Annotated in this window: 18 protein-coding genes; 7 read left to right on the forward strand and 11 right to left on the reverse strand. The window is 38.3% G+C overall.

The window, feature by feature from the left end; genetic code table 11:
* Positions 1 to 67: 67 nt before the first annotated feature.
* From P20429_RS01405 to P20429_RS01395, 3 genes are read right to left on the reverse strand one after another with little or no spacing between them, the layout of a single operon-like run.
* Positions 68 to 1,276 (reverse strand): ABC transporter permease, encoded by a 1,209-nt coding sequence (locus P20429_RS01405; protein WP_007586822.1) that lies wholly within the window; start codon positions 1,274 to 1,276, stop codon positions 68 to 70.
* Entirely contained in the window at positions 1,269 to 2,057 is a 789-nt protein-coding gene (locus tag P20429_RS01400; RefSeq protein ID WP_007586825.1) for an ABC transporter ATP-binding protein, read from the reverse strand. Before P20429_RS01400 ends, P20429_RS01405 begins: the two co-directional genes overlap by 8 nt.
* Entirely contained in the window at positions 2,054 to 2,866 is an 813-nt protein-coding gene (locus tag P20429_RS01395) for a DUF3025 domain-containing protein (protein ID WP_007586827.1), read from the reverse strand. Before P20429_RS01395 ends, P20429_RS01400 begins: the two co-directional genes overlap by 4 nt.
* A 113-nt stretch (positions 2,867 to 2,979) precedes the next feature.
* Between P20429_RS01395 and P20429_RS01390 the strand changes: the two genes are divergently transcribed.
* Positions 2,980 to 4,605 (forward strand): M28 family metallopeptidase, encoded by a 1,626-nt coding sequence (locus tag P20429_RS01390; RefSeq protein ID WP_007586829.1) that lies wholly within the window; start codon positions 2,980 to 2,982, stop codon positions 4,603 to 4,605.
* Between the two features lie 160 nt (positions 4,606 to 4,765).
* Positions 4,766 to 5,941 carry a putative manganese transporter gene (locus P20429_RS01385; RefSeq protein WP_007586835.1) on the forward strand — a complete coding sequence of 392 codons (1,176 nt, stop codon included), beginning with the start codon at positions 4,766 to 4,768 and terminating at the stop codon, positions 5,939 to 5,941.
* Between the two features lie 70 nt (positions 5,942 to 6,011).
* Here P20429_RS01385 and P20429_RS01380 read toward each other — a convergent pair whose 3' ends face one another.
* The 7 genes from P20429_RS01380 to seqA all read right to left on the reverse strand — a co-directional run bounded on the left by P20429_RS01380 (position 6,012) and on the right by seqA (position 13,993).
* A complete protein-coding gene (locus tag P20429_RS01380) occupies positions 6,012 to 6,377 on the reverse strand; it encodes a DUF805 domain-containing protein (protein WP_007586837.1) in 366 nt (121 codons plus the stop codon).
* Positions 6,378 to 6,526: 149 nt separating this feature from the next.
* On the reverse strand, positions 6,527 to 8,110 hold the full coding sequence (locus P20429_RS01375; protein WP_007586839.1) for a dihydrolipoyllysine-residue acetyltransferase: 1,584 nt from the start codon (positions 8,108 to 8,110) through the stop codon (positions 6,527 to 6,529).
* An 8-nt stretch (positions 8,111 to 8,118) separates the two neighbouring features.
* Positions 8,119 to 9,096, reverse strand: coding sequence for an alpha-ketoacid dehydrogenase subunit beta (locus P20429_RS01370; protein ID WP_007586846.1), 978 nt, complete (start codon positions 9,094 to 9,096; stop codon positions 8,119 to 8,121).
* Positions 9,096 to 10,310, reverse strand: a complete 1,215-nt coding sequence (locus P20429_RS01365) for a thiamine pyrophosphate-dependent dehydrogenase E1 component subunit alpha (protein ID WP_007586848.1) — start codon at positions 10,308 to 10,310, stop codon at positions 9,096 to 9,098. Before P20429_RS01365 ends, P20429_RS01370 begins: the two co-directional genes overlap by 1 nt.
* Positions 10,311 to 10,575: 265 nt before the next feature.
* Complete coding sequence (astE, locus tag P20429_RS01360; protein WP_007586849.1) at positions 10,576 to 11,628, reverse strand: succinylglutamate desuccinylase; 1,053 nt, start codon at positions 11,626 to 11,628, stop codon at positions 10,576 to 10,578.
* 121 nt (positions 11,629 to 11,749) lie between these two features.
* The gene (pgm, locus tag P20429_RS01355; RefSeq protein WP_007586850.1) at positions 11,750 to 13,387 is read right to left on the reverse strand and encodes a phosphoglucomutase (alpha-D-glucose-1,6-bisphosphate-dependent); all 1,638 of its coding nucleotides are present in this window, start codon (positions 13,385 to 13,387) and stop codon (positions 11,750 to 11,752) included.
* 9 nt (positions 13,388 to 13,396) lie between these two features.
* Complete coding sequence (gene seqA / locus P20429_RS01350; RefSeq protein WP_007586852.1) at positions 13,397 to 13,993, reverse strand: replication initiation negative regulator SeqA; 597 nt, start codon at positions 13,991 to 13,993, stop codon at positions 13,397 to 13,399.
* A 220-nt stretch (positions 13,994 to 14,213) separates the two neighbouring features.
* Between seqA and P20429_RS01345 the strand changes: the two genes are divergently transcribed.
* The 5 genes from P20429_RS01345 (at position 14,214) to fur (ending at position 16,751) form a co-directional block, all read left to right on the forward strand.
* On the forward strand, positions 14,214 to 14,981 hold the full coding sequence (locus P20429_RS01345; protein ID WP_007586854.1) for an alpha/beta fold hydrolase: 768 nt from the start codon (positions 14,214 to 14,216) through the stop codon (positions 14,979 to 14,981).
* Between the two features lie 95 nt (positions 14,982 to 15,076).
* On the forward strand, positions 15,077 to 15,298 hold the full coding sequence (locus tag P20429_RS01340; protein WP_002962930.1) for a DUF2788 domain-containing protein: 222 nt from the start codon (positions 15,077 to 15,079) through the stop codon (positions 15,296 to 15,298).
* 2 nt (positions 15,299 to 15,300) lie between these two features.
* A complete protein-coding gene (ybfE, locus tag P20429_RS01335; protein ID WP_002962928.1) occupies positions 15,301 to 15,579 on the forward strand; it encodes a LexA regulated protein in 279 nt (92 codons plus the stop codon).
* Positions 15,580 to 15,593: 14 nt separating this feature from the next.
* Positions 15,594 to 16,121, forward strand: coding sequence for a flavodoxin FldA (gene fldA, locus P20429_RS01330; protein WP_007586856.1), 528 nt, complete (start codon positions 15,594 to 15,596; stop codon positions 16,119 to 16,121).
* Positions 16,122 to 16,307: 186 nt separating this feature from the next.
* Positions 16,308 to 16,751 carry a ferric iron uptake transcriptional regulator gene (fur, locus tag P20429_RS01325; RefSeq protein ID WP_007586857.1) on the forward strand — a complete coding sequence of 148 codons (444 nt, stop codon included), beginning with the start codon at positions 16,308 to 16,310 and terminating at the stop codon, positions 16,749 to 16,751.
* 307 nt (positions 16,752 to 17,058) lie between these two features.
* On the opposite strand, the gene glnS is transcribed toward fur, so the two are convergent.
* Positions 17,059 to 18,717 carry a glutamine--tRNA ligase gene (gene glnS, locus P20429_RS01320; RefSeq protein ID WP_007586859.1) on the reverse strand — a complete coding sequence of 553 codons (1,659 nt, stop codon included), beginning with the start codon at positions 18,715 to 18,717 and terminating at the stop codon, positions 17,059 to 17,061.
* Positions 18,718 to 18,923 lie beyond the last annotated feature (206 nt).

Consider the following 18,923-nt stretch of genomic DNA (forward strand, 5'->3'; position numbering starts at 1 on the left):
CCCTTTAAAATATAAAAGGTAGCCAATGCTACCTTTTATATTTTTTCAGAATGCTAAATCTATATAATTATCTAAATAATACATCTTCTCGGTTAAACCATTTAACACAAAATGCTAGTAACGCACCTGCAATAAGTGCGGTTGCTAAAAATATTAGCCCTACAAAGGTATAATCAACTGTGCCTTTAATTATGTCTTTAATGGCTAATGCAACGTTTGTTACCGGGATAAACGCGGTTTTAGCAGTCAATTCCATATTTGGCATTATTGAAATAATGATAGGGAAAAATACGACCATACTTAAAGGCTGCATATAATTTTGTGCCTCTTTAAATGTACGCGCATAAATTGAGATAGCTAACGCTAAAGAAGAGAATATGGCAGCCAGCGGAAGTAAAAGTAAAAAAATCATCAGTAAATCACTAACCGCTAGCGTACCGAAGGCCGTTTTAATGAAATCTAAGTCAGCAAATGCTAATGCAACTGCAACCCAACACCCCATACTCACAATCGTAATAGTGGTTGATGCAATAGAGGTAGTAAGTAATGTTATAAATTTACCGAGCACCAATTCTGTACGTGTAATGGGTGTTAGTAGGAGTGTTTCTAGCGTGCCGCGCTCTTTTTCGCCGGCACCTAAATCTATTGCTGGGTAAGTAGCCCCCATTAAAACCAATGGGATAAGTAAATAAGGTAAATAGGCGCCTATTTTTTCACCTAGGTTTTCACGTTTATCGGCTGTATCTACTTTAACAACTTCAATAGGGTCAAGAATAGCTTTATGCGCAGACCTTTCTATCCCAAAGCTTTTTAACTTATCAGCTTGCAGTACGTCACTGTATTCCTGAGCAAGTTCTTTAACCCGATCGAATAAATAGTTTATTGATTTAGCATCGTTAAATACAACTTGCCATTTGCTTTGCTCACCATTGTCGAGAGTTTTTACGGCATTACTTGGCAAGTAAATCCCCATATCTATGTCGCCGGCGGTAACACCTGCTTTGAGATCTTCTATTGTATTAAAGGTTTTACTGCCATTATAAAGTTCAAAGCTTTTATGGTAAAACACTTTGTCAGTAAATTCTTGTGCATATTCGCCGTTAATAATTACGTATGTATTTACTTTTTGATCGGCGTCAAGTGCAGCTTGGGTGCCAATAAAAGCAACAATAGCAAATATTATCGGGAAAATAAGTACTGGCAGCAACACAACAAACATAAGGGTTTTTTTGTCGCGAAGGAGCTCTTTTAATTCCTTTTTATATACTTCAAACATCATGTTTCTCCGTTAATATGTTCATAAACGCTTGATTAAGCTCATCACTATTACCTGCTTGTTTAAATTCATCTACTGTTCCGTCAAAGCAGCTAATACCTTCGTTAATTACAGCGACTCGGTCACATAAAAGTGCAACTTCATCTAAATGATGGGTCGAAAAAATAACAGGTGTACCTTGCGCCTTTAAGCCCTTAATAAATTGAATAACGGTTTGCGTGGTCATTATATCTAGACCCGTTGTTGGCTCATCAAGTACAACAACTGCTGGGCGATGCACAACAGCACGCGCTATATTTGCTTTTTGCTTCATACCTGTTGATAGGTTTTCTGCGCGTTTATCTACAAACTTATGCATATCAAGCAATGTAAATAGCTCATCACAACGCGATGCAATATCGCTTTTGCTCATACCGTGGAGCTTTGCAAAATACTCTATGTTTTCTTTTACAGTTAAGCGGCCATACAAACCGGTAGAGCCCGATAAAAAACCGATAGACTTACGTCCCAGTAGCGGTTTTTTTACAATGTCGTTTCCGGCAATTGTTATTGAGCCTTCATCGGGCTTTAACGCGGTTGAAATCATTCTAAGTGTAGTCGTTTTACCCGCACCATTTGGGCCTAGCAACCCAAGTACTTCACCCTTTGCGCAGCTAAAACTCACATCTCGTACTGAGTGAAAATAATCTTTATCTTCACGAGGGTCGATGTCGTCTATTTTATTTTTTTTGTGATCTTTAGTTAGCTTAAATTTCTTTTTAAGCCCAGCAACTTCTATCATGTTCGTATCCTTCGTTTCGCTCTAAAATAATCTGTATTGTTGTAAAAAGAGTCGTCTTTGTTTTCGTCATGCCAGCCAGGCACACCTAATAAAGGCAGTGGTGAAAGCAGTTTGTTATCGGCTAAGCAGTTATCTGTATTAATCATCTCATAAAGGGCTTGGTCTAGGTACTGATATTGAGTAACTAAATCTTTACAAAATATTTCATCCGGTACACAAACAAACAATGCTTTACCCGTTAAACCTATATAAGGTTTGGTAAGCATTTCGTAATTTGCATGACCAAACATAAAAGGTTTTATTGTTTTACCCCACTCATGCTTGTGTTCAACAAATGCTGTTTTCCATTGATGATCGCAAAGCCACTGCTGCCATTTACTCTCACTTATAGCTAATACAACACCACATTCATCAAAGAGCGTTAATGCATTACGATGCTTAGTACGCTTTTGCAAACCATGCTCAGCTATATCTTGTACATGCCGCTGGTTTATAAGCGCTTTAGTTTTAGGAAATAAACACCAAATAAAGCCACCAAATAAGTCATGCCAATTCTCACTGCGTGTAGGTACAACACCCGTTTCAAAAATAACTTGTTCGTAATAACGATCGCCAAAATCTACTTTTGCATCATCTTTAAAAGTAATAGGTATATTATTCGCATTAATAGCGGTTAAAAATGGAGAAAACCACTGAGGCACCGGCCAATCTGTTAGTTCGTTAACTTTAAACAGCTCACGTAAATGCGCAAATGCACCTGTTTCTAGACTACTGATTTGCCACTGCTCGGGGGGAGTAAAACGCTTCATTTAAACCTTTAACAATTTATGCCTATAATTTACGAGAAGTTTACCGCAAAAACTGGTTCTACTTAATAGAAGTTAATATACTAATCACAACTTAAAACAAAAAAAGAGCTGACATGAAACATTATTTCTCTCTCACACTCCTCGCTACCGCTGTTTTAGCAGGTTGCGCAACAACAAGTATTACACCTACTGATATAACAAATGGTTATAACAGTATTCAAGCTGATGAACTGGCTAAACATGTAAAAGTACTCGCATCAGACGAATTTGGTGGTCGTGCTCCTTCATCACCTGGCGAAAAGCTAACGCTTGATTATTTAACTGCGCAGTTTAAAGCTTTAGGTTTAAAACCAGGTAACGGCGACAGTTACTTACAAGAAGTGCCATTGGTTTCTTTAGAAGCTGATTCGAACATGGTGCTTAGTATTGGTGGTAAAGACTACCAATACAAAAAAGACATGGTTATGGGTAGCAGCCGAATTAGCGCACAAGAAGGCATAGAAAATTCTGAACTTGTATTTGTGGGCTACGGCGTTAATGCACCTGAATACAATTGGAATGATTACGAAGGTTTAGACGTTAAGGGCAAAACAGTTGTAATGCTGGTTAACGATCCGGGTTTTGCAACAAAAGACCCTGCTTTATTTACTGGCGACGCAATGACCTATTATGGGCGTTGGACATACAAATACGAAGAAGCGAGTCGCCGTGGTGCCGCAGGTGCAATTATTATTCATGAAACAGCACCTGCATCTTACCCGTGGTCAGTAGTTGAAAACTCGTGGAGCGGCGAGCAGTTTGGTTTTCAAAAAGAAAACAACAATATGGACCGCGTAGCCGTTGAAGGCTGGGTTACAACTGACGTAGCAAAAGAGCTTTTTACTAAAGCAGGATTAGATTTCGATACTGCGAAAGAAAACGCAGCTAAAGGTGCTTACCATGTTGATATGGGCGATTTAACTGCTTCTGTTAATATTAAAAATACGATTAAAAAATCGGTGTCGTATAACTTTATCGCCACTTTACCAGGAAGCGAGCAACCAGATGAGCATGTTATTTACTCGGCTCATTGGGATCACTTAGGTACAGACAAAACACGTAAAGGTGATCAAATTTATAACGGTGCTCACGACAATGCAACGGGTACCGCTGGGCTAATTGAAGTAGCTGAAGCCTTTACTAAATTACCAAAGCACCCTAGCCGCTCAATGACATTTTTAGCGGTAACTGCTGAAGAGCAAGGCTTATTAGGTTCTAAATACTATGCGGCAAATCCAGTGATTGCAGCGAATAAAACAGTCGCTAACATAAACATGGATAGCTTAAATTTATTAGGCAAAGTAAAAGACATGAATGTGGTTGGTATTGGTAAATCACAAATGGATGAGTTTTTAGAAGCTGCGGCTAAAGAGCAAGGCAGAACAATATCAGGCGATCCTAAACCGTCATCTGGTGGCTATTACCGCTCTGATCACTTTGCATTTGCAAATATGGGTATTCCAGCCATGTACGCAGGTGGCGGCACAGTGGCTGCTGATGAAGAAACGGCTAATTACCGTAAACGTATGAGTTTAGTACTTCGCGGTTGTTACCATCAACCATGTGACCGTTACCGTGATGAATGGGATTTATCGGGTGCTGTTCAAGACTTACAATTATTTTATAAAGTAGGTTTTGATATTTCTGAAACAGAACAGTGGCCAACGTGGAATACAAACTCTGAATTTCAGCGTAAGTAGCCCAATTTAATCACAGCCTTTAATTCAAATTTAAACTAACTTAGATTTGGCTATCGAAATACTCAAACAGAGTAATCGATTTAAATAGATGCAAATGATATTGATTATCATTTAATTAGAATATACAGTGTGACCTAGTTAATTTATTAGGTCGCATTGTATGATTTCACTCCCTCACATTGGTTTTATTACTCCTGCCTCAAAACGATTTTTGAGCCAAAATAAACGCTTACTGCTGCCTTTATTTATTTTAACTTGCCTTGCAATACCGCAATTACGCGAAATAACAATGACCGCACTAAGTGATGCATTTTTTCAAGTGAGTGTGTTTGTTGCTGCTACCCTTTTAATTTATTACTACGCTATAGAACACTTACCTCAATTAGAGCTTAGTTATTTAAGTGCCAAGTCCCCTATTTTAGAAATTAGCTTTGCAGCGGTTTTAGGTGCATTACCTGGCTGTGGTGGGGCTATTATTGTGGTTACTCAATTTACAAAAGGCCAAGCAAGCTTTGGTGCTATTGTTGCGGTGCTAACAGCTACAATGGGAGATGCAGCATTTTTATTACTTGCTACCCGCCCTACTGAAGGCTTGTTAATTATGGGGATAGGGTTAGTTGTGGGTACATTCAGTGGTTTACTGGTTAATACAATACACAAAAAAGACTTTTTACGCCCAACAGCGCAAGAACAAAAGCACCAAATTAAAATACTTTCAACTAACATTATTAAAATCAGTAGACCGGTTTGGATGGTAGCAATTATCCCAAGCCTTATAATTGCCTTTTTGATTGCGTTTAATGTTGATTTTTCACAGTTTGGTTCAAGCACAAGCACTGTAATTACGCTATTTGGTGCGGTAATGGCTTTATTTATTGTTAGTATTTGGGCGCTTTCGTCAAGAGGTGAAAGCTATCAAGAAGTAACGTCAGAAGACGATGCATGTAACCCCCCTTCTAAAATAATAAAAGTATTACAAGATACCCATTTTGTAACGGCATGGGTTGTAGCCTCTTTTATGCTATTTGAGATTTTGGTTAACATTGCAGGACTTGATTTAAAAACGTGGTTTGTACATTACGCCTATTTAGCCCCATTAATTGCAGTGCTTATTGGATTTTTACCCGGCTGTGGCCCGCAAATAATTGTTACAACGCTTTATATTCAAGGCATTATTCCCTTTAGTGCTTTAGCAGGAAACGCAATTTCTAACGATGGTGATGCGTTATTTCCAGCAATAGCAATGGCGCCCAAAGCTGCAGTTATAGCTACACTTTATACGTCTATTCCCGCATTAATAGTTGGTTATGGGTTGTATTTTTTTGCTGAAATTTAAAAGAATGAGAAATAAAAAAACAAAAAAGCTCAGCAATTGCTGAGCTTTTAACATGTTAAGTTATTCTTACTTATACAGTAGTTGGTTCTACTGCTAATTCTTTTGGATTTGGACCAAAATCGTTTTCACCTTCGTGCGAATCTTGCGCAAGAAAAACAATTAAAACAATCCAACCAATGACTGGCACTAACCAAAGTAGCTGCCACCAGCCTGAACGGCCTGTGTCATGTAGACGACGAGCACCAATACTTAAGCCAGGAATAAATAGCGCTAAGCTATAAATAGAGCTTACGAACATTGTGTCTGTAATACCATCTATAACACCTGTCAAAAGCGAAAAAATAAAATTAATTAGCATAAACATCCAAAATGCTTTACGACGATTACGGCCTGAAAAATCTGCGTAGCTACGCAACGCGTTCATATAGTGTTCCATAAAATTTCCTTAGTGTTATTTTTTATATTCCCTAACGGGGTTAATCCAATTACTTTTTAGTAACATTTGTATCTTAATTAAAAACAGCTGATATTAAAACAAAAAACCAGCTAAAAGCTGGTTTTTATTACATATTAACAATTTAGCTATTAACTCATAGCCATCATCATTGCCGATGGGTTTTCTAAGTACGATTTCCATAGGTTATTAAAGCGAGCAATAGTGCCCCCATCAATAACGCGATGATCGCCAGACCAGCTCACTTGCATAATAGCTTTACTCACAACCTGCCCACTTTCATCAAAACGCGGTAGATGCTGCAGTTTACCTAACGCAACAATAGCCACTTCTGGTTTATTAATTATAGGGGTCGCAATAGTGCCGCCAATAGCACCAATGTTAGAGATGCTAATTGTCCCACCTTTTAAATCATCGGGTGCAACACGGCCTTCTCGCGCTGAATGAGTTAAGCGGGTTAAATCATTTGCCACATCAACAATGCTTTTACTCTGGCACGATTTAATATTAGGCACTAACAAGCCAATTTTTGAATCAACCGCTATACCGATATTATGATCGTTATAATAGGTAAGCTCTGAGCATTCATCGTTCACTTTAGAATTAAGTACAGGGTACTCTTTCATTGCTAGCGAGAGTGCTTTTACAAAAAATGGCATCATGGTGAGCTTAACGCCTTGTGCTTTGTACTGCTCTTTTAAAGCGCTACGCAAAGCTATAAGCTGTGTTAAGTCTATTTCATCACTAAACGTAAAGTGCGGAATAGTTGAAACCGAAGCTACCATTTGCTTGGCCATGGCCGCTTTAATGCCTTTAATTTGCTCTACTCGTACGCCACCGCTTTGATTCTGTGTTTGGTTTTGTACTGCACTTTGAGAAGCATCGCTATTAAGCGGTGAAGTATCAATAGTATTTGGCACTTCGCCTTTTACAAACTCTTCAATATCTTGCTTGTAAATACGTCCATTTTTACCACTACCTGGTACACAGGTTAAATCAACATCTAGTTCACGTGCTTTACGACGAACCGCAGGTGATGCAACCGCTTTTTGATTGATAACTTTAGCAGCTTGCTGCGTTTTAACAGGGGCAACTTTTTCAGCGACGGCATTAGTTTGAGCCTTTACGACCGCTTGGTTTATATCAACATTTGGTTTTGCTGCACTGCCTGCAATTGTCATTTGAAACAACGGGCTATGTACTTTTGCTATTTCACCTTTCTGGTAATATAGTTTTTTTACTGTGCCTGTATATTTTGCCGGAATTTGTACTAATGCTTTGTCGGTCATTACGTCACAAACCGCTTGGTCTTCTTCTATTTCGTCGCCTTCAGCAACTAACCAATCAACAATCTCACACTCAACAATACCTTCACCAATATCCGGTAATATAAAGTCCTCAACCACATCAGCTGCATCATTAGTTTTATTTTCAGCTTGTACTGGCTCTTGTACTACTTCATTGCTAATGCTTTCACCTGCTACATCCATAGCGAATAAAGGGGCATGTACTTTAGCAATCTCACCTTTTAGATAATATAGCTTTGAAATAACGCCATCATGCACTGCCGGAATTTGTACTAATGCTTTGTCTGTCATAACATCGCAAATTGGCTGATCCTCAGATACGGTATCGCCTTCTTGTACTAGCCATTCAACTACTTCGCATTCAACAATGCCTTCACCAATATCGGGTAATATAAAATCTTTAGCCATGGTAACCCCTAAAAATCCATTGATTGTTTAATTGCAGCCAACACTTTTAGTGCATCCGGTACATATTCTTTTTCAAGTGCCAGCGGGTATGGCGTATCTAGACCACATACACGTAAAATTGGCGACTCTAAATGCAAGAAACACTCTTGTTGTATTGTTGCGGCTATTTCTGCACCAAAGCCATTGGTTATAGGCGCTTCATGACTCACGATTAAACGGCCGGTTTTAATAACCGATTTAGCAATCGTTTCAACATCCCATGGTAAAATACTACGAAGATCTATTACTTCACAGCTTATACCTTGCTCGGTTGCTTGCTTTGCTGCATCTTCAATAATCTCCATTTGAGCACCCCACGCTAAAAGCGTAATATCGGCACCCTCTTGTACTACTTCAGCCGTGCCTAATTCAATACTATAATCTTCTTCTGGCACTTCACCAATTGATGCACGATATAAACGCTTAGGCTCAAAAAATATGACCGGGTTATCGTCTTTAATTGATGCACGTAATAAACCTTTAGCTTGATAAGGGTTACGCGGTACAACTACTTTCAAACCCGGTGTGTGCGCAAAATACGCTTCGGGTGATTGTGAATGGTATAAACCACCAGCAATACCGCCACCATAAGGTGTACGAATAGTTAAGTTACCCACATTAAATTCATTACCACTGCGATAACGAAATTTAGCGGCTTCATTTACTATTTGATCAAACGCTGGGAAAATATAATCAGCAAATTGAATTTCTGCCAATGCAGGCGCACCATAAGCAGCTAAACCATTAGCAAAACCTAAAATACCTTGCTCGGTTAAAGGCGTATTAAAAACACGATGTTTACCGTACTTCTCTTGCAAGCCCGATGTTGCTCTAAATACACCACCAAAGTAACCAACATCTTCACCAAAAATACAGGCTTGAGGGTGTTCATTCATCGTAATATCGAGAGCAGAGTTAATTGCGTGGAGCATGTTCATTTTAGCCATTACTTAATTCTCCCTGCGGTTACTGGGTAAGCATCTGGATGCTGTTTTATATGTTCTTTTAATTGCTCGTACTGGCGTTGCAATAATGGAATTGGTGTATTGTAAACGTCTGATACCAGTTCTTCTAAAGCGGGCTTTGCAACAACTTCAGCACGTTTAAGCGCGGCTAAAATTTCTTCACGAATCGACTCTTTTGCTTTTATATCGTCTTCTTCGTTTAACCAGTCTTGCTTGACCAGCCATTTTCTAAATTTATCAATAGGACACGTTTGATGATTCGCTTCTTCATCTTTAGAGCGATAACCACTTGGATCGTCTGACGTAGAGTGCGCACCTAAACGATAAGCAATCGATTCAATAAGTACAGGTTCACCTTGTGTTGAGGCTATTTCGCGTGCTTTTTTAGTTGCCGCATAAACAGCAAGTGCATCTGTGCCATCAACACGAATTGTTTTAATGCCATAACCCACACCACGCGAGGCAATACCATCGCCTTTAAATTGCTCATCAGCAGGGGTTGATATTGCATAGCCGTTATTACGTGCAAAAAATATAACCGGCGCTCTGTGAACAGCGGCCATATTTAAACCGGCATGAAAGTCACCTTCAGATGCAGCACCTTCACCAAAGTAACAAATAGTCACATTATCAATTGTGCTGGCAAGCTCGCCTGTTTTAACGTCGATGTGCTTTATTTTTTGGCCATATGCATAACCCGTTGCCTGTGGTATTTGCGTACCCAATGGCGATGAAATCGTCATGTAGTTTAGCGCTTTAGAACCATAATGAATTGGCATTTGACGACCTTTGCCTAAATCCAATTCATTTGAAAACATTTGGTTCATAAATTGATCAAGCGTAAAGCCACGATAATGCAGGGCTGCCTGTTCACGATATTGAGCCATGATCATATCGTCTTGATCAAGTGCAGCAGCAGAGGCTGTAACTGCGGCTTCTTCGCCTAGGCATTGCATATAAAAACTAACACGGCCTTGGCGCTGCGCGCCTTGCATACGTTCATCTAACAAACGTATAAAACGCATTGTTTCATATAACTTAATAGCGGTATGTTTTGAAATGTCAGGTGCGGTTGCACTAGGATGAATGTCGCCGTCCTCAGTTAAAATACTAAGGGTTGGAATATTAAGCGCTTGACCATCAATAAATTCAAGCTCGTGGTTAATATTCAGCGATACGTTATTTGGATTACTCATAACCTACCTTCTTTTGTTGTCGATAAAACAGTGCCCCTTTAAATTATTATTGTGGGTGATTGTTGCTGGTTAAACTTTGCAACATCTGCACTATCTTTAATTAAAGCTGCCAACACTTTACGTTAACGTAAAGTGTTATTCAACAGATCTAGGACGAAACAAAAGCAAATACTGGTTAAATAAGTGGCAAGTTAACGATACGGTTACTTTAATTAATAGTAATCATATAGTTAACTTTAAGTTACCAGTGGTCTGATGAGTTAAATTAGACGAAATTGCTATCAATATCCATTGGAATAACAGTAAGGAGTGCTCTTTGCCCTAATGCTACGCTCGCATTTGGAAAAATAATAGCCTCTCCTTCAACGTCAGCGTAAATCGCTGTATCACCGTCGGTTGCAAGTAGTTCACCTTTCGCAAAGCCAGTAAAGTTCTCGGCATCGTCAGAAAAAGGAAAGCTAAAATCGTTCTGCGTTCTATTTATTGTGCGATGGACAGCAAACAATTCAAAATCGTTTGCATTAAATTCAGGGTATTTAACTTCATTTTGACTAATTAATGCAGTTAAGGTTTGCTTTGTTTTTTCAAAGCGAGCCATATCGTTTTGACCAAATGGCTTAACTTGACCCAGCTCTACCGTAAAAGAATCAGCACCGTGTATAAATGACGAATAATAGCTAAATGTTGTTGCAGGAGATTTCATCATAAGCACGGTATTTACACCACAACTCAATAAAAATTGTAGCTGCGACTTTTTCCATGGCTTACCATGTAAAAATGGATACACAGCAAATTTTTCGTTTTTAGAGCCTCTAATTGCAGTGTGTAAGTCGTAATGACATCGGCTACTGCCTTGCTCGCCACGTGTATAAAAATCGCTTACGTATTGCTCAAGCTTTGCAGCGCGGTTTCGCTCATTATTCATTGGTACACCTTCAACTGTATGGTGACCATTAAATAATCTATTTAAGTTTTCTTCTACAAAACGCAGGCCAATATTAATTGATTGTGGATTACCGTAAATAAACAAAACACGCTGCTTAAGTATCAGCTCGCCTTTTATAATTTGTTTAATAAGTGCATCACAAATTTCAATTGGCGCAGTTTCGTTACCGTGTACAGCGCTTGAATAAACTACATCTTTTGACGTTATAACAGCAGGTTGAAACTCAATGACTCCGGTATCGTGTATATTTACACGAGTCCCATTATCTAAAACAAACTCACCTGCATCTAAATGCCATTCGTTGTCACGACTAAGCGTTAAAAAATCGCCTGTTTGTTTTAATTCATTTAAGTAAGATGGATTGGCTGACATATAATAAGCCCTTTAAAAATAATGTGAGAGTAGACTCTTATGCATATATTTTTATAAATACACAAGGTATAGAAACGAAAACGGCTGAATAAATCAGCCGTTTTAAAATTATTAGATTAAGTTAGCTTATAACTGAATCTACAAGCTTTTTAGCTTCTTTTTCAAGTAACGCTAAATGCTCTTCACCTTTAAATGATTCAAGGTATATTTTATAAATATCTTCAGTACCTGATGGACGCGCTGCAAACCAGCCATTCTCAGTGACCACTTTTAAACCACCAATGGCGGCATCGTTACCTGGTGCATGAGTCAATTTTTGCAAAATAGGCTCGCCAGCAAGTGTATCTGCTTTAACATCAGAAGCACTCAATGCTTTTAAACGTGATTTTTGACCGCTTGTGGCTGGTGCATCTAGGCGTTTATAAATTGGAGAACCAAACTCTTGTTCTAATTCTTTATAAAGCGCTGATGGTGTTTTACCTGTCACAGCAAGTATTTCTGCAGCGAGTAGACCCATAATGAAGCCGTCTTTATCTGTACACCATACAGAGCCATCAAAACGTAAGAATGCAGCACCTGCGCTTTCTTCGCCACCAAAGGCAAGCTTGCCTTTGCTTAAGCCTTCAACAAACCATTTAAAGCCTACTGGTACTTCTTTAACCTTACGGTTGTTACGAGCAGCTACTTTGTCGATCATAGAGCTAGAAACCAATGTTTTACCAATTTCTACGGTTTCATTCCAATCACGGTGTTTAAGTAAGTAATCGATTGCCACTGCTAAAAAGTGGTTTGGATTCATTAAGCCGTCTGGCGTTACAATACCGTGACGATCGTAGTCAGGGTCGTTACCAATAGACACATCAAAATCATCTTTTAGTGCAATAAGATTTGCCATTGAATAAGGTGATGAACAATCCATACGAATTTTGCCATCTTTATCAAGTGGCATAAAAGCAAAACGTGGATCAACAACATCATTAACTACGGTTAAATCTAAATTATATTTTTTTGCAATGACTGGCCAAAAATTAATACCTGAACCACCTAGTGGATCGATACCAATTTTAATACCTGCATCGCTAATTGCTTTTAAATTAACGATATTTGCTAAGTCATCAATATAAGGAGTCATTAAATCTTCGTAGCGAATAAAACCAGAACGCGATGCTTTAGCGAATGGAAATAACTCAACTTCAACTAAATCTTCTAATAAAAGTTGATTAGCTCTGTCTTCAATCCATTTAGTGACGTCGGTATCAGCTGGTCCGCCATTAGGTGGGTTGTATTTAAAGCCACCATCTTCAGGAGGGTTATGCGAAGGCGTAACAACAATCCCGTCTGCTAATTCATTTGGGTGTAGCTTATTGTGGCTCACTATGGCATGGCTGATAACTGGCGTTGGTGTAAAATCACCGTCTTCTTGCGTTATCACTTGCACTTCGTTAGCAACTAATACTTCAATTGCTGAGTTAAATGCGGCTTCACTCAATGCGTGTGTGTCTTTGCCTAAAAATAACGGACCAAATATGTCATTTTGTTTTCTGTAATCACAAATAGCCTGAGTAATCGCTAGAATGTGTGACTCGTTAAATTTAACATCGTAAGAACAACCACGGTGCCCTGAGGTACCAAAGGCAACACAATGCTCTGGATTTTGTTCAAGATCAGGTTCATTTAAGTAATACGCAGATACTAATTTAGGTACGTTAACCAGTGCCGATTGTGGAGCAGTTTTGCCTGCGCCTGAGTGAATAGCCATTATATTTCCTTACAGGTAATCGCGAATTTTTTCAGCTTGCTCTGCACTATATCCAAGGCAAAGAGCCACTTCATGAAGCATCATTTTTTTACGCGTTGTATTAGAATTAGTCATAACCCAATATTCACTATCGGTTATGTTCTTAGGATTCATACTACTACCGCTATTTACTAAAGCTTCTTTACTAGTAGCAAAGTAAACACGGTCACGCCCTTTTATGTCTAATACCGCAGAAAAATCAGTTTTATGTGTGCGGTAAAATGCACTTAAAATAAACAAAAAGCGTCCAACAACACCTTTTTGCATTGCCAGCTCTTCTTTATTTAATACATTAAAAACATTATCGCTTTTTTGCTTCACAGATGCGTGAGCTACAGGCGTTTGTTTTTTTGAAGTCTCAGCAGCAGATGGCTCTGAGCTTTTTAATGTGGCGGTAGACGTAGTCGCAGTTTGATTATTTTGAGTTAATTCTACGTTTGCGGTTTGAATTTTTTCGCCGCTCAGATTTAATAAACGACGTAAAATAGTGGATGCACTTTCACCAATACTTTGCGTATTGCTAGCAATATATTGATATAACTCGTCGTCTATGTCGATTTGTTTCATGTTCTTCCTGTCATTACGGGTCACATTTTTTTCTCCCGTGTGATTATACCCAAACCAATCAGAAATGCGAGTTACAACAAGCACTCCCGTAAACATATTAATATTTACCTCATTGTTGTTGATTTAACAAACAAAAGCCCAATTTAATAAATAGTCGCTGTATTTTTTGCTTTTTAGAGCAATGCTCGGCAAACTATGGCGAAATTTTCAGGAGGCGGGTATGCAGTTAAATTACAAGCAACAAGGGCAAGGTCCTAATGTTATTTTGATACATGGGCTTTTTGGATCATTAGAAAACCTAAATGTAATAGCAAAACCATTAAGTGAACACTTTACTGTTATTAACGTTGATTTACGTAACCACGGGCTTTCTCCTCATAGTGATGAAATGAACTACCCGGCAATGGCACAAGATATTGTTGAGTTATTAGCACATTTGAACATAGATAAAGCACATTTAGTTGGGCACTCTATGGGTGGTAAAGTGGCAATGGAATTAGCGCTTACACATCCTGAACTTGTAAATAAGCTTGTTGTACTTGATATAGCACCTGTTAGTTACCCTGCTCGGCACACAAAAATATTACAAGCATTAAAAGCAGTTTCAGCACAATCAATTGACGATAGAAAACAAGCTGATGCTCTAATGCAGCCTTACATAGAAGAACTGGGAGTTCGACAGTTTCTACTTAAAAGCCTCGCTAAAAATGAGGAAGGTCATTTTGCATGGCGATTTAATTTAAATGTGCTTGACGAAAAATATTCTACAATCACATCCAATGTTAATGAAAACAATTCTTGTTTATGCGATACTCTTTTCATTAAAGGTAATGATTCTGACTATATTTTGCCCGAGCATCGTACTGCAATTAAAGCTCGCTTTAAAAATACTAAGGCTAAAATAATTCATGGCGCAGGCCATTGGCTTCATGCTCAAAAGCCACTTGCTGTAAATAAAGCGATAAACGACTTTTTAACTGCGGTTTAAAGCAATTTTAATCGCGTGTTTTTGATTTTGCGCACTAAATATATGAATAATTATATGCTATAGTACGCGCCGTTTAATTTAAAGGTTATACGTTGATGGTCAGTCAGTTAATTAACGAATTTGATACCCTAGGGTTGTATTTTGGCTTAGCCGGTATTTTCATATTCATCGGCATGGCAATTAAAGACGTACTAAAAAGTGGCAATGTGCCTAAGTTCGGACAATACATTGTCTGGGGCGTGCTCTTTTTAGGTTGTTCAGGCTTTATTGCTAAAGGTCTTATTCAAGTATTTTGGCAAGGCGCAGGTGTAGGTTAAGCATGGCGAAGTCAGAAACAGATAGAACTACACTCGATTTATTTGAATACGAAAAACGCCCAGGCAGACCTAAAACCAATCCCCTTTCACGGGATATGCAGTTAAAGGTAAATAAACGTAATCAAATAAAAAGAGATAAAGCACGTGGTTTAAAGCGTGTTGAATTTAAAGTTTCATCGCAGTTATATCAAGCATTGAGTGATATGGCAGATGCACAAAATATTAGCCGCAGTGCGCTGATTGAAACGATTTTACAAGAAAGATTGGCTATTGATACATAAAAGGTTTTAAATCCATGGCAAGTGTAGGCATTTTTTTCGGAAGTGACACAGGTAACACAGAACACGTAGCAAAAATGATCCAAAAAGAATTGGGTAAAAAGCTAGTGGCTGTTCATGATATTGCAAAAAGCTCTAAAGAAGAGATTGCTGAATTTGATTTAATCTTATTCGGTATCCCTACTTGGTACTACGGTGAAGCACAATGTGACTGGGATGACTTTTTTCCAGAACTTGAAGAAGTAGACTTTGAAGGTAAACTTGTTGCTATTTTTGGTTGTGGAGACCAAGAAGATTACGCTGAGTACTTTTTAGATGCGATGGGCATGATCAACGATATCGTTACTGAACGTGGCGCTATTGTTGTTGGTCATTGGCCGAGCGAAAGCTATGACTTTGAAGCATCTAAAGGCATGGCTGATGATAAGCATTTTGTAGGTTTGGGTATCGACGAAGACCGTCAACCAGAGCTTACAGAACAACGTGTTAAAGCATGGTCTGCTCAAGTATATGAAGAGATGTGTTTAAGTGAATTAGCTGACTAATTTACTGCATATATCGCTAGCTGTTTAAATAATTATCAAACAGTTAGCGTTTTAAGCTTTAGTGGCAATATAAATCAATTGTTCTTTGCACTTAACGCTTAGGCACGTTATCCTGTTTGTTGCTAATGTGTCGTGTACATCTTTGCAAGATGTCTAGTATAACCAAATAAAATTGAGACAGATTTAATGACTGATCATAACTTGGAACTTAAAAAAGCCGGTTTAAAAGTAACTTTACCGCGTATTAAAATATTAGAGATTTTACAATCTCCAGATAACCAACACATCAGTGCTGAAGATGTTTACAAAATTCTTTTGGATCTAGGTGAAGAAATTGGTCTTGCAACTGTATATCGCGTACTTAACCAATTTGATGATGCGGGTATTGTAAGCCGTCATCACTTTGAAGGTGGCAAATCAGTATTTGAACTTTCAGGAAGCACACACCACGATCATTTAGTATGTTTGAAGTGTGGCAAAGTGGTAGAGTTTGAAGATGAGATGATTGAACGTCGTCAACTTGAAATTTCTGAAGAAAATGGTATTACACTTACAAACCATTCTTTATATTTATACGGTGAGTGTAATGATAAAGCAGCGTGTAAAGAATTTAGCGACGCTAACAGCTAATACCGCTTTTAAAAGCAATAAAAAACCTGCTAAGTGCAGGTTTTTTTGTGTCTAAAATACGCTTGTAATGAATACACCCAGTAAAAACTGGGGATATTAAACCTGAACTCTGGTTAAGAGATTTACCAACGTATTGAATCATGGTGATATTTAAATTTATTTTCTCTAGCCAGAGATTTTAAGTGAAAACAAGGCGAATTCACGCGTCAATAGCTGGCCTATTGCAAGTAAATTCAACGCAGTTAGCGCTGAAAATAGCTGCTCGAGATAGATTTATTATCCAGAGTTCAGGTTTTTTAGATATTACTTATTGAGTTTTAGACCATGAATCACGAAGACCCACTGTTTGGTTAAATACAACGTTCTCTGATTTAGAATCACGAGAGAAATAACCTGTACGCTCAAACTGAAAGCCCTGCTCTGCTTGTGAATTAGCAAGCGATGGCTCTAATTTAGCGTTTGATAAAACAACCAGTGACTCAGGATTTAATGTTGTTTCAAACTCATCAGCGGCTGCTGGGTTTGGAACACTAAACAAACGGTCATATAAACGAACTTCTGCCGTAATAGACTCTGGTGCTGAAACCCAGTGAATAACACCTTTTACTTTACGACCATCACTTGGGTTTTTACCAAGTGTTTCGCTGTCGTATGTACAGAAGATAGTTGTGATTTCACCATTTTCGTCTTTTTCAACACGCTGTGCTTTAATAACATAAGCACCACGTAAGCGTACTTCTTTATCAAGCACTAAACGTTTAAACTTGTTATTCGCTTCTTCTTTAAAGTCTTCTCGTTCTATATAGATTTCACGAGTAAATGGTACATCACGACGACCCATTTCTTCTTTATTTGGGTGGTTAGCCACAGATAAAACCTCAACCTTGTCTGCATCGTAGTTTTCAATAACAACTTTAACAGGATCGAGTACGGCCATTGCACGTGGTGCATTTTCGTTTAGATCTTCACGGATACATGCTTCAAGCATACCCATTTCAACCATATTCTCTTGTTTTGTTACACCAATGCGCAAACAAAACTCACGGATTGAACCTGGTGTATAACCACGGCGACGTAGGCCTGCAATTGTAGGCATGCGTGGGTCATCCCACCCTTCTACATGGTTATTTACCACTAAATCGCTTAGCTTACGCTTAGACATAATTGTGTATTCAAGATTTAAACGTGAAAACTCAATTTGCTGTGGGTGACACTCTAAACTAATGTTATCAAGTACCCAGTCGTACAAACGACGGTTATCTTGAAACTCGAGTGTGCATAATGAATGTGTAATACCTTCGAGTGCATCAGAAATACAGTGCGTGAAGTCATACATTGGGTAAATGCACCACTTGTCTGCTGTTTGATGATGATGAGCAAAACGTACGCGATAAATAATTGGATCGCGAAGCACCATAAATGAGCTAGCCATATCAATTTTAGCACGCAGGACACATTCGCCTTCTTTGAATTCGCCAGCACGCATTTTTTCAAATAACGCTAGGTTTTCTTCAACTGATGTATCTCTGTACGGGCTATTTTTACCTGGCTCTTTCAATGTACCACGGTATTGGCGTGCTTCGTCTGCTGTTAAAAAACAAACGTACGCTAAGCCTTTATTTATAAGCTCAACAGCGTAACCATATAAAGTATCAAAATAGTTAGAAGAATACTTTATATCGCCATCCCAGTTAAAACCTAACCACTGTACGTCTTCTTTTATAGAATTAACGTAGTTAATGTCTTCTTTTTCTGGGTTTGTATCGTCAAAACGTAAGTTACATAAACCGTTATAATCTTTTGCGATGCCAAAATTTAAACAAATTGATTTGGCATGACCAATATGCAAAAAGCCATTTGGTTCAGGTGGAAAACGTGTATGCGTTGTTGCATGCTTTTTACTTGCTAAGTCTTCATCAATTCGGGTTCTAATAAAGTTACTTGGGCGATTCTCAATTTCCGCCATAGGAGTGCAGTCCTCTAAATATTACGTAATAACAAAACTAATGCATTATTACAAAAACATACACTAACATACAGCACTAGATTAAGGTTTATTTTTGATATTGCTTAACTTTAATTCAGCTGAACCATTGTTTATGAATAAAATTTGTTTTAACGCAATATTTAAGTCATCTAAACAGTTTATAGTAGGTAAATAACCTACATTAT

The organism is Pseudoalteromonas sp. BSi20429 (assembly GCF_000238895.1).
Classification (GTDB): Bacteria; Pseudomonadota; Gammaproteobacteria; order Enterobacterales; family Alteromonadaceae; genus Pseudoalteromonas; species Pseudoalteromonas arctica.

Bases quoted from the DNA above. Each gene is read 5' to 3' on its own strand.
- P20429_RS01405 (WP_007586822.1), bottom strand. From the start codon at position 1,276: ATGTTTGAAGTATATAAAAAGGAATTAAAAGAGCTCCTTCGCGACAAA.
- P20429_RS01400 (WP_007586825.1), bottom strand. From the start codon at position 2,057: ATGATAGAAGTTGCTGGGCTTAAAAAGAAATTTAAGCTAACTAAAGAT.
- P20429_RS01395 (WP_007586827.1), bottom strand. From the start codon at position 2,866: ATGAAGCGTTTTACTCCCCCCGAGCAGTGGCAAATCAGTAGTCTAGAA.
- P20429_RS01390 (WP_007586829.1), top strand. From the start codon at position 2,980: ATGAAACATTATTTCTCTCTCACACTCCTCGCTACCGCTGTTTTAGCA.
- P20429_RS01385 (WP_007586835.1), top strand. From the start codon at position 4,766: ATGATTTCACTCCCTCACATTGGTTTTATTACTCCTGCCTCAAAACGA.
- P20429_RS01380 (WP_007586837.1), bottom strand. From the start codon at position 6,377: ATGGAACACTATATGAACGCGTTGCGTAGCTACGCAGATTTTTCAGGC.
- P20429_RS01375 (WP_007586839.1), bottom strand. From the start codon at position 8,110: ATGGCTAAAGATTTTATATTACCCGATATTGGTGAAGGCATTGTTGAA.
- P20429_RS01370 (WP_007586846.1), bottom strand. From the start codon at position 9,096: ATGGCTAAAATGAACATGCTCCACGCAATTAACTCTGCTCTCGATATT.
- P20429_RS01365 (WP_007586848.1), bottom strand. From the start codon at position 10,310: ATGAGTAATCCAAATAACGTATCGCTGAATATTAACCACGAGCTTGAA.
- astE (WP_007586849.1), bottom strand. From the start codon at position 11,628: ATGTCAGCCAATCCATCTTACTTAAATGAATTAAAACAAACAGGCGAT.
- pgm (WP_007586850.1), bottom strand. From the start codon at position 13,387: ATGGCTATTCACTCAGGCGCAGGCAAAACTGCTCCACAATCGGCACTG.
- seqA (WP_007586852.1), bottom strand. From the start codon at position 13,993: ATGAAACAAATCGACATAGACGACGAGTTATATCAATATATTGCTAGC.
- P20429_RS01345 (WP_007586854.1), top strand. From the start codon at position 14,214: ATGCAGTTAAATTACAAGCAACAAGGGCAAGGTCCTAATGTTATTTTG.
- P20429_RS01340 (WP_002962930.1), top strand. From the start codon at position 15,077: ATGGTCAGTCAGTTAATTAACGAATTTGATACCCTAGGGTTGTATTTT.
- ybfE (WP_002962928.1), top strand. From the start codon at position 15,301: ATGGCGAAGTCAGAAACAGATAGAACTACACTCGATTTATTTGAATAC.
- fldA (WP_007586856.1), top strand. From the start codon at position 15,594: ATGGCAAGTGTAGGCATTTTTTTCGGAAGTGACACAGGTAACACAGAA.
- fur (WP_007586857.1), top strand. From the start codon at position 16,308: ATGACTGATCATAACTTGGAACTTAAAAAAGCCGGTTTAAAAGTAACT.
- glnS (WP_007586859.1), bottom strand. From the start codon at position 18,717: ATGGCGGAAATTGAGAATCGCCCAAGTAACTTTATTAGAACCCGAATT.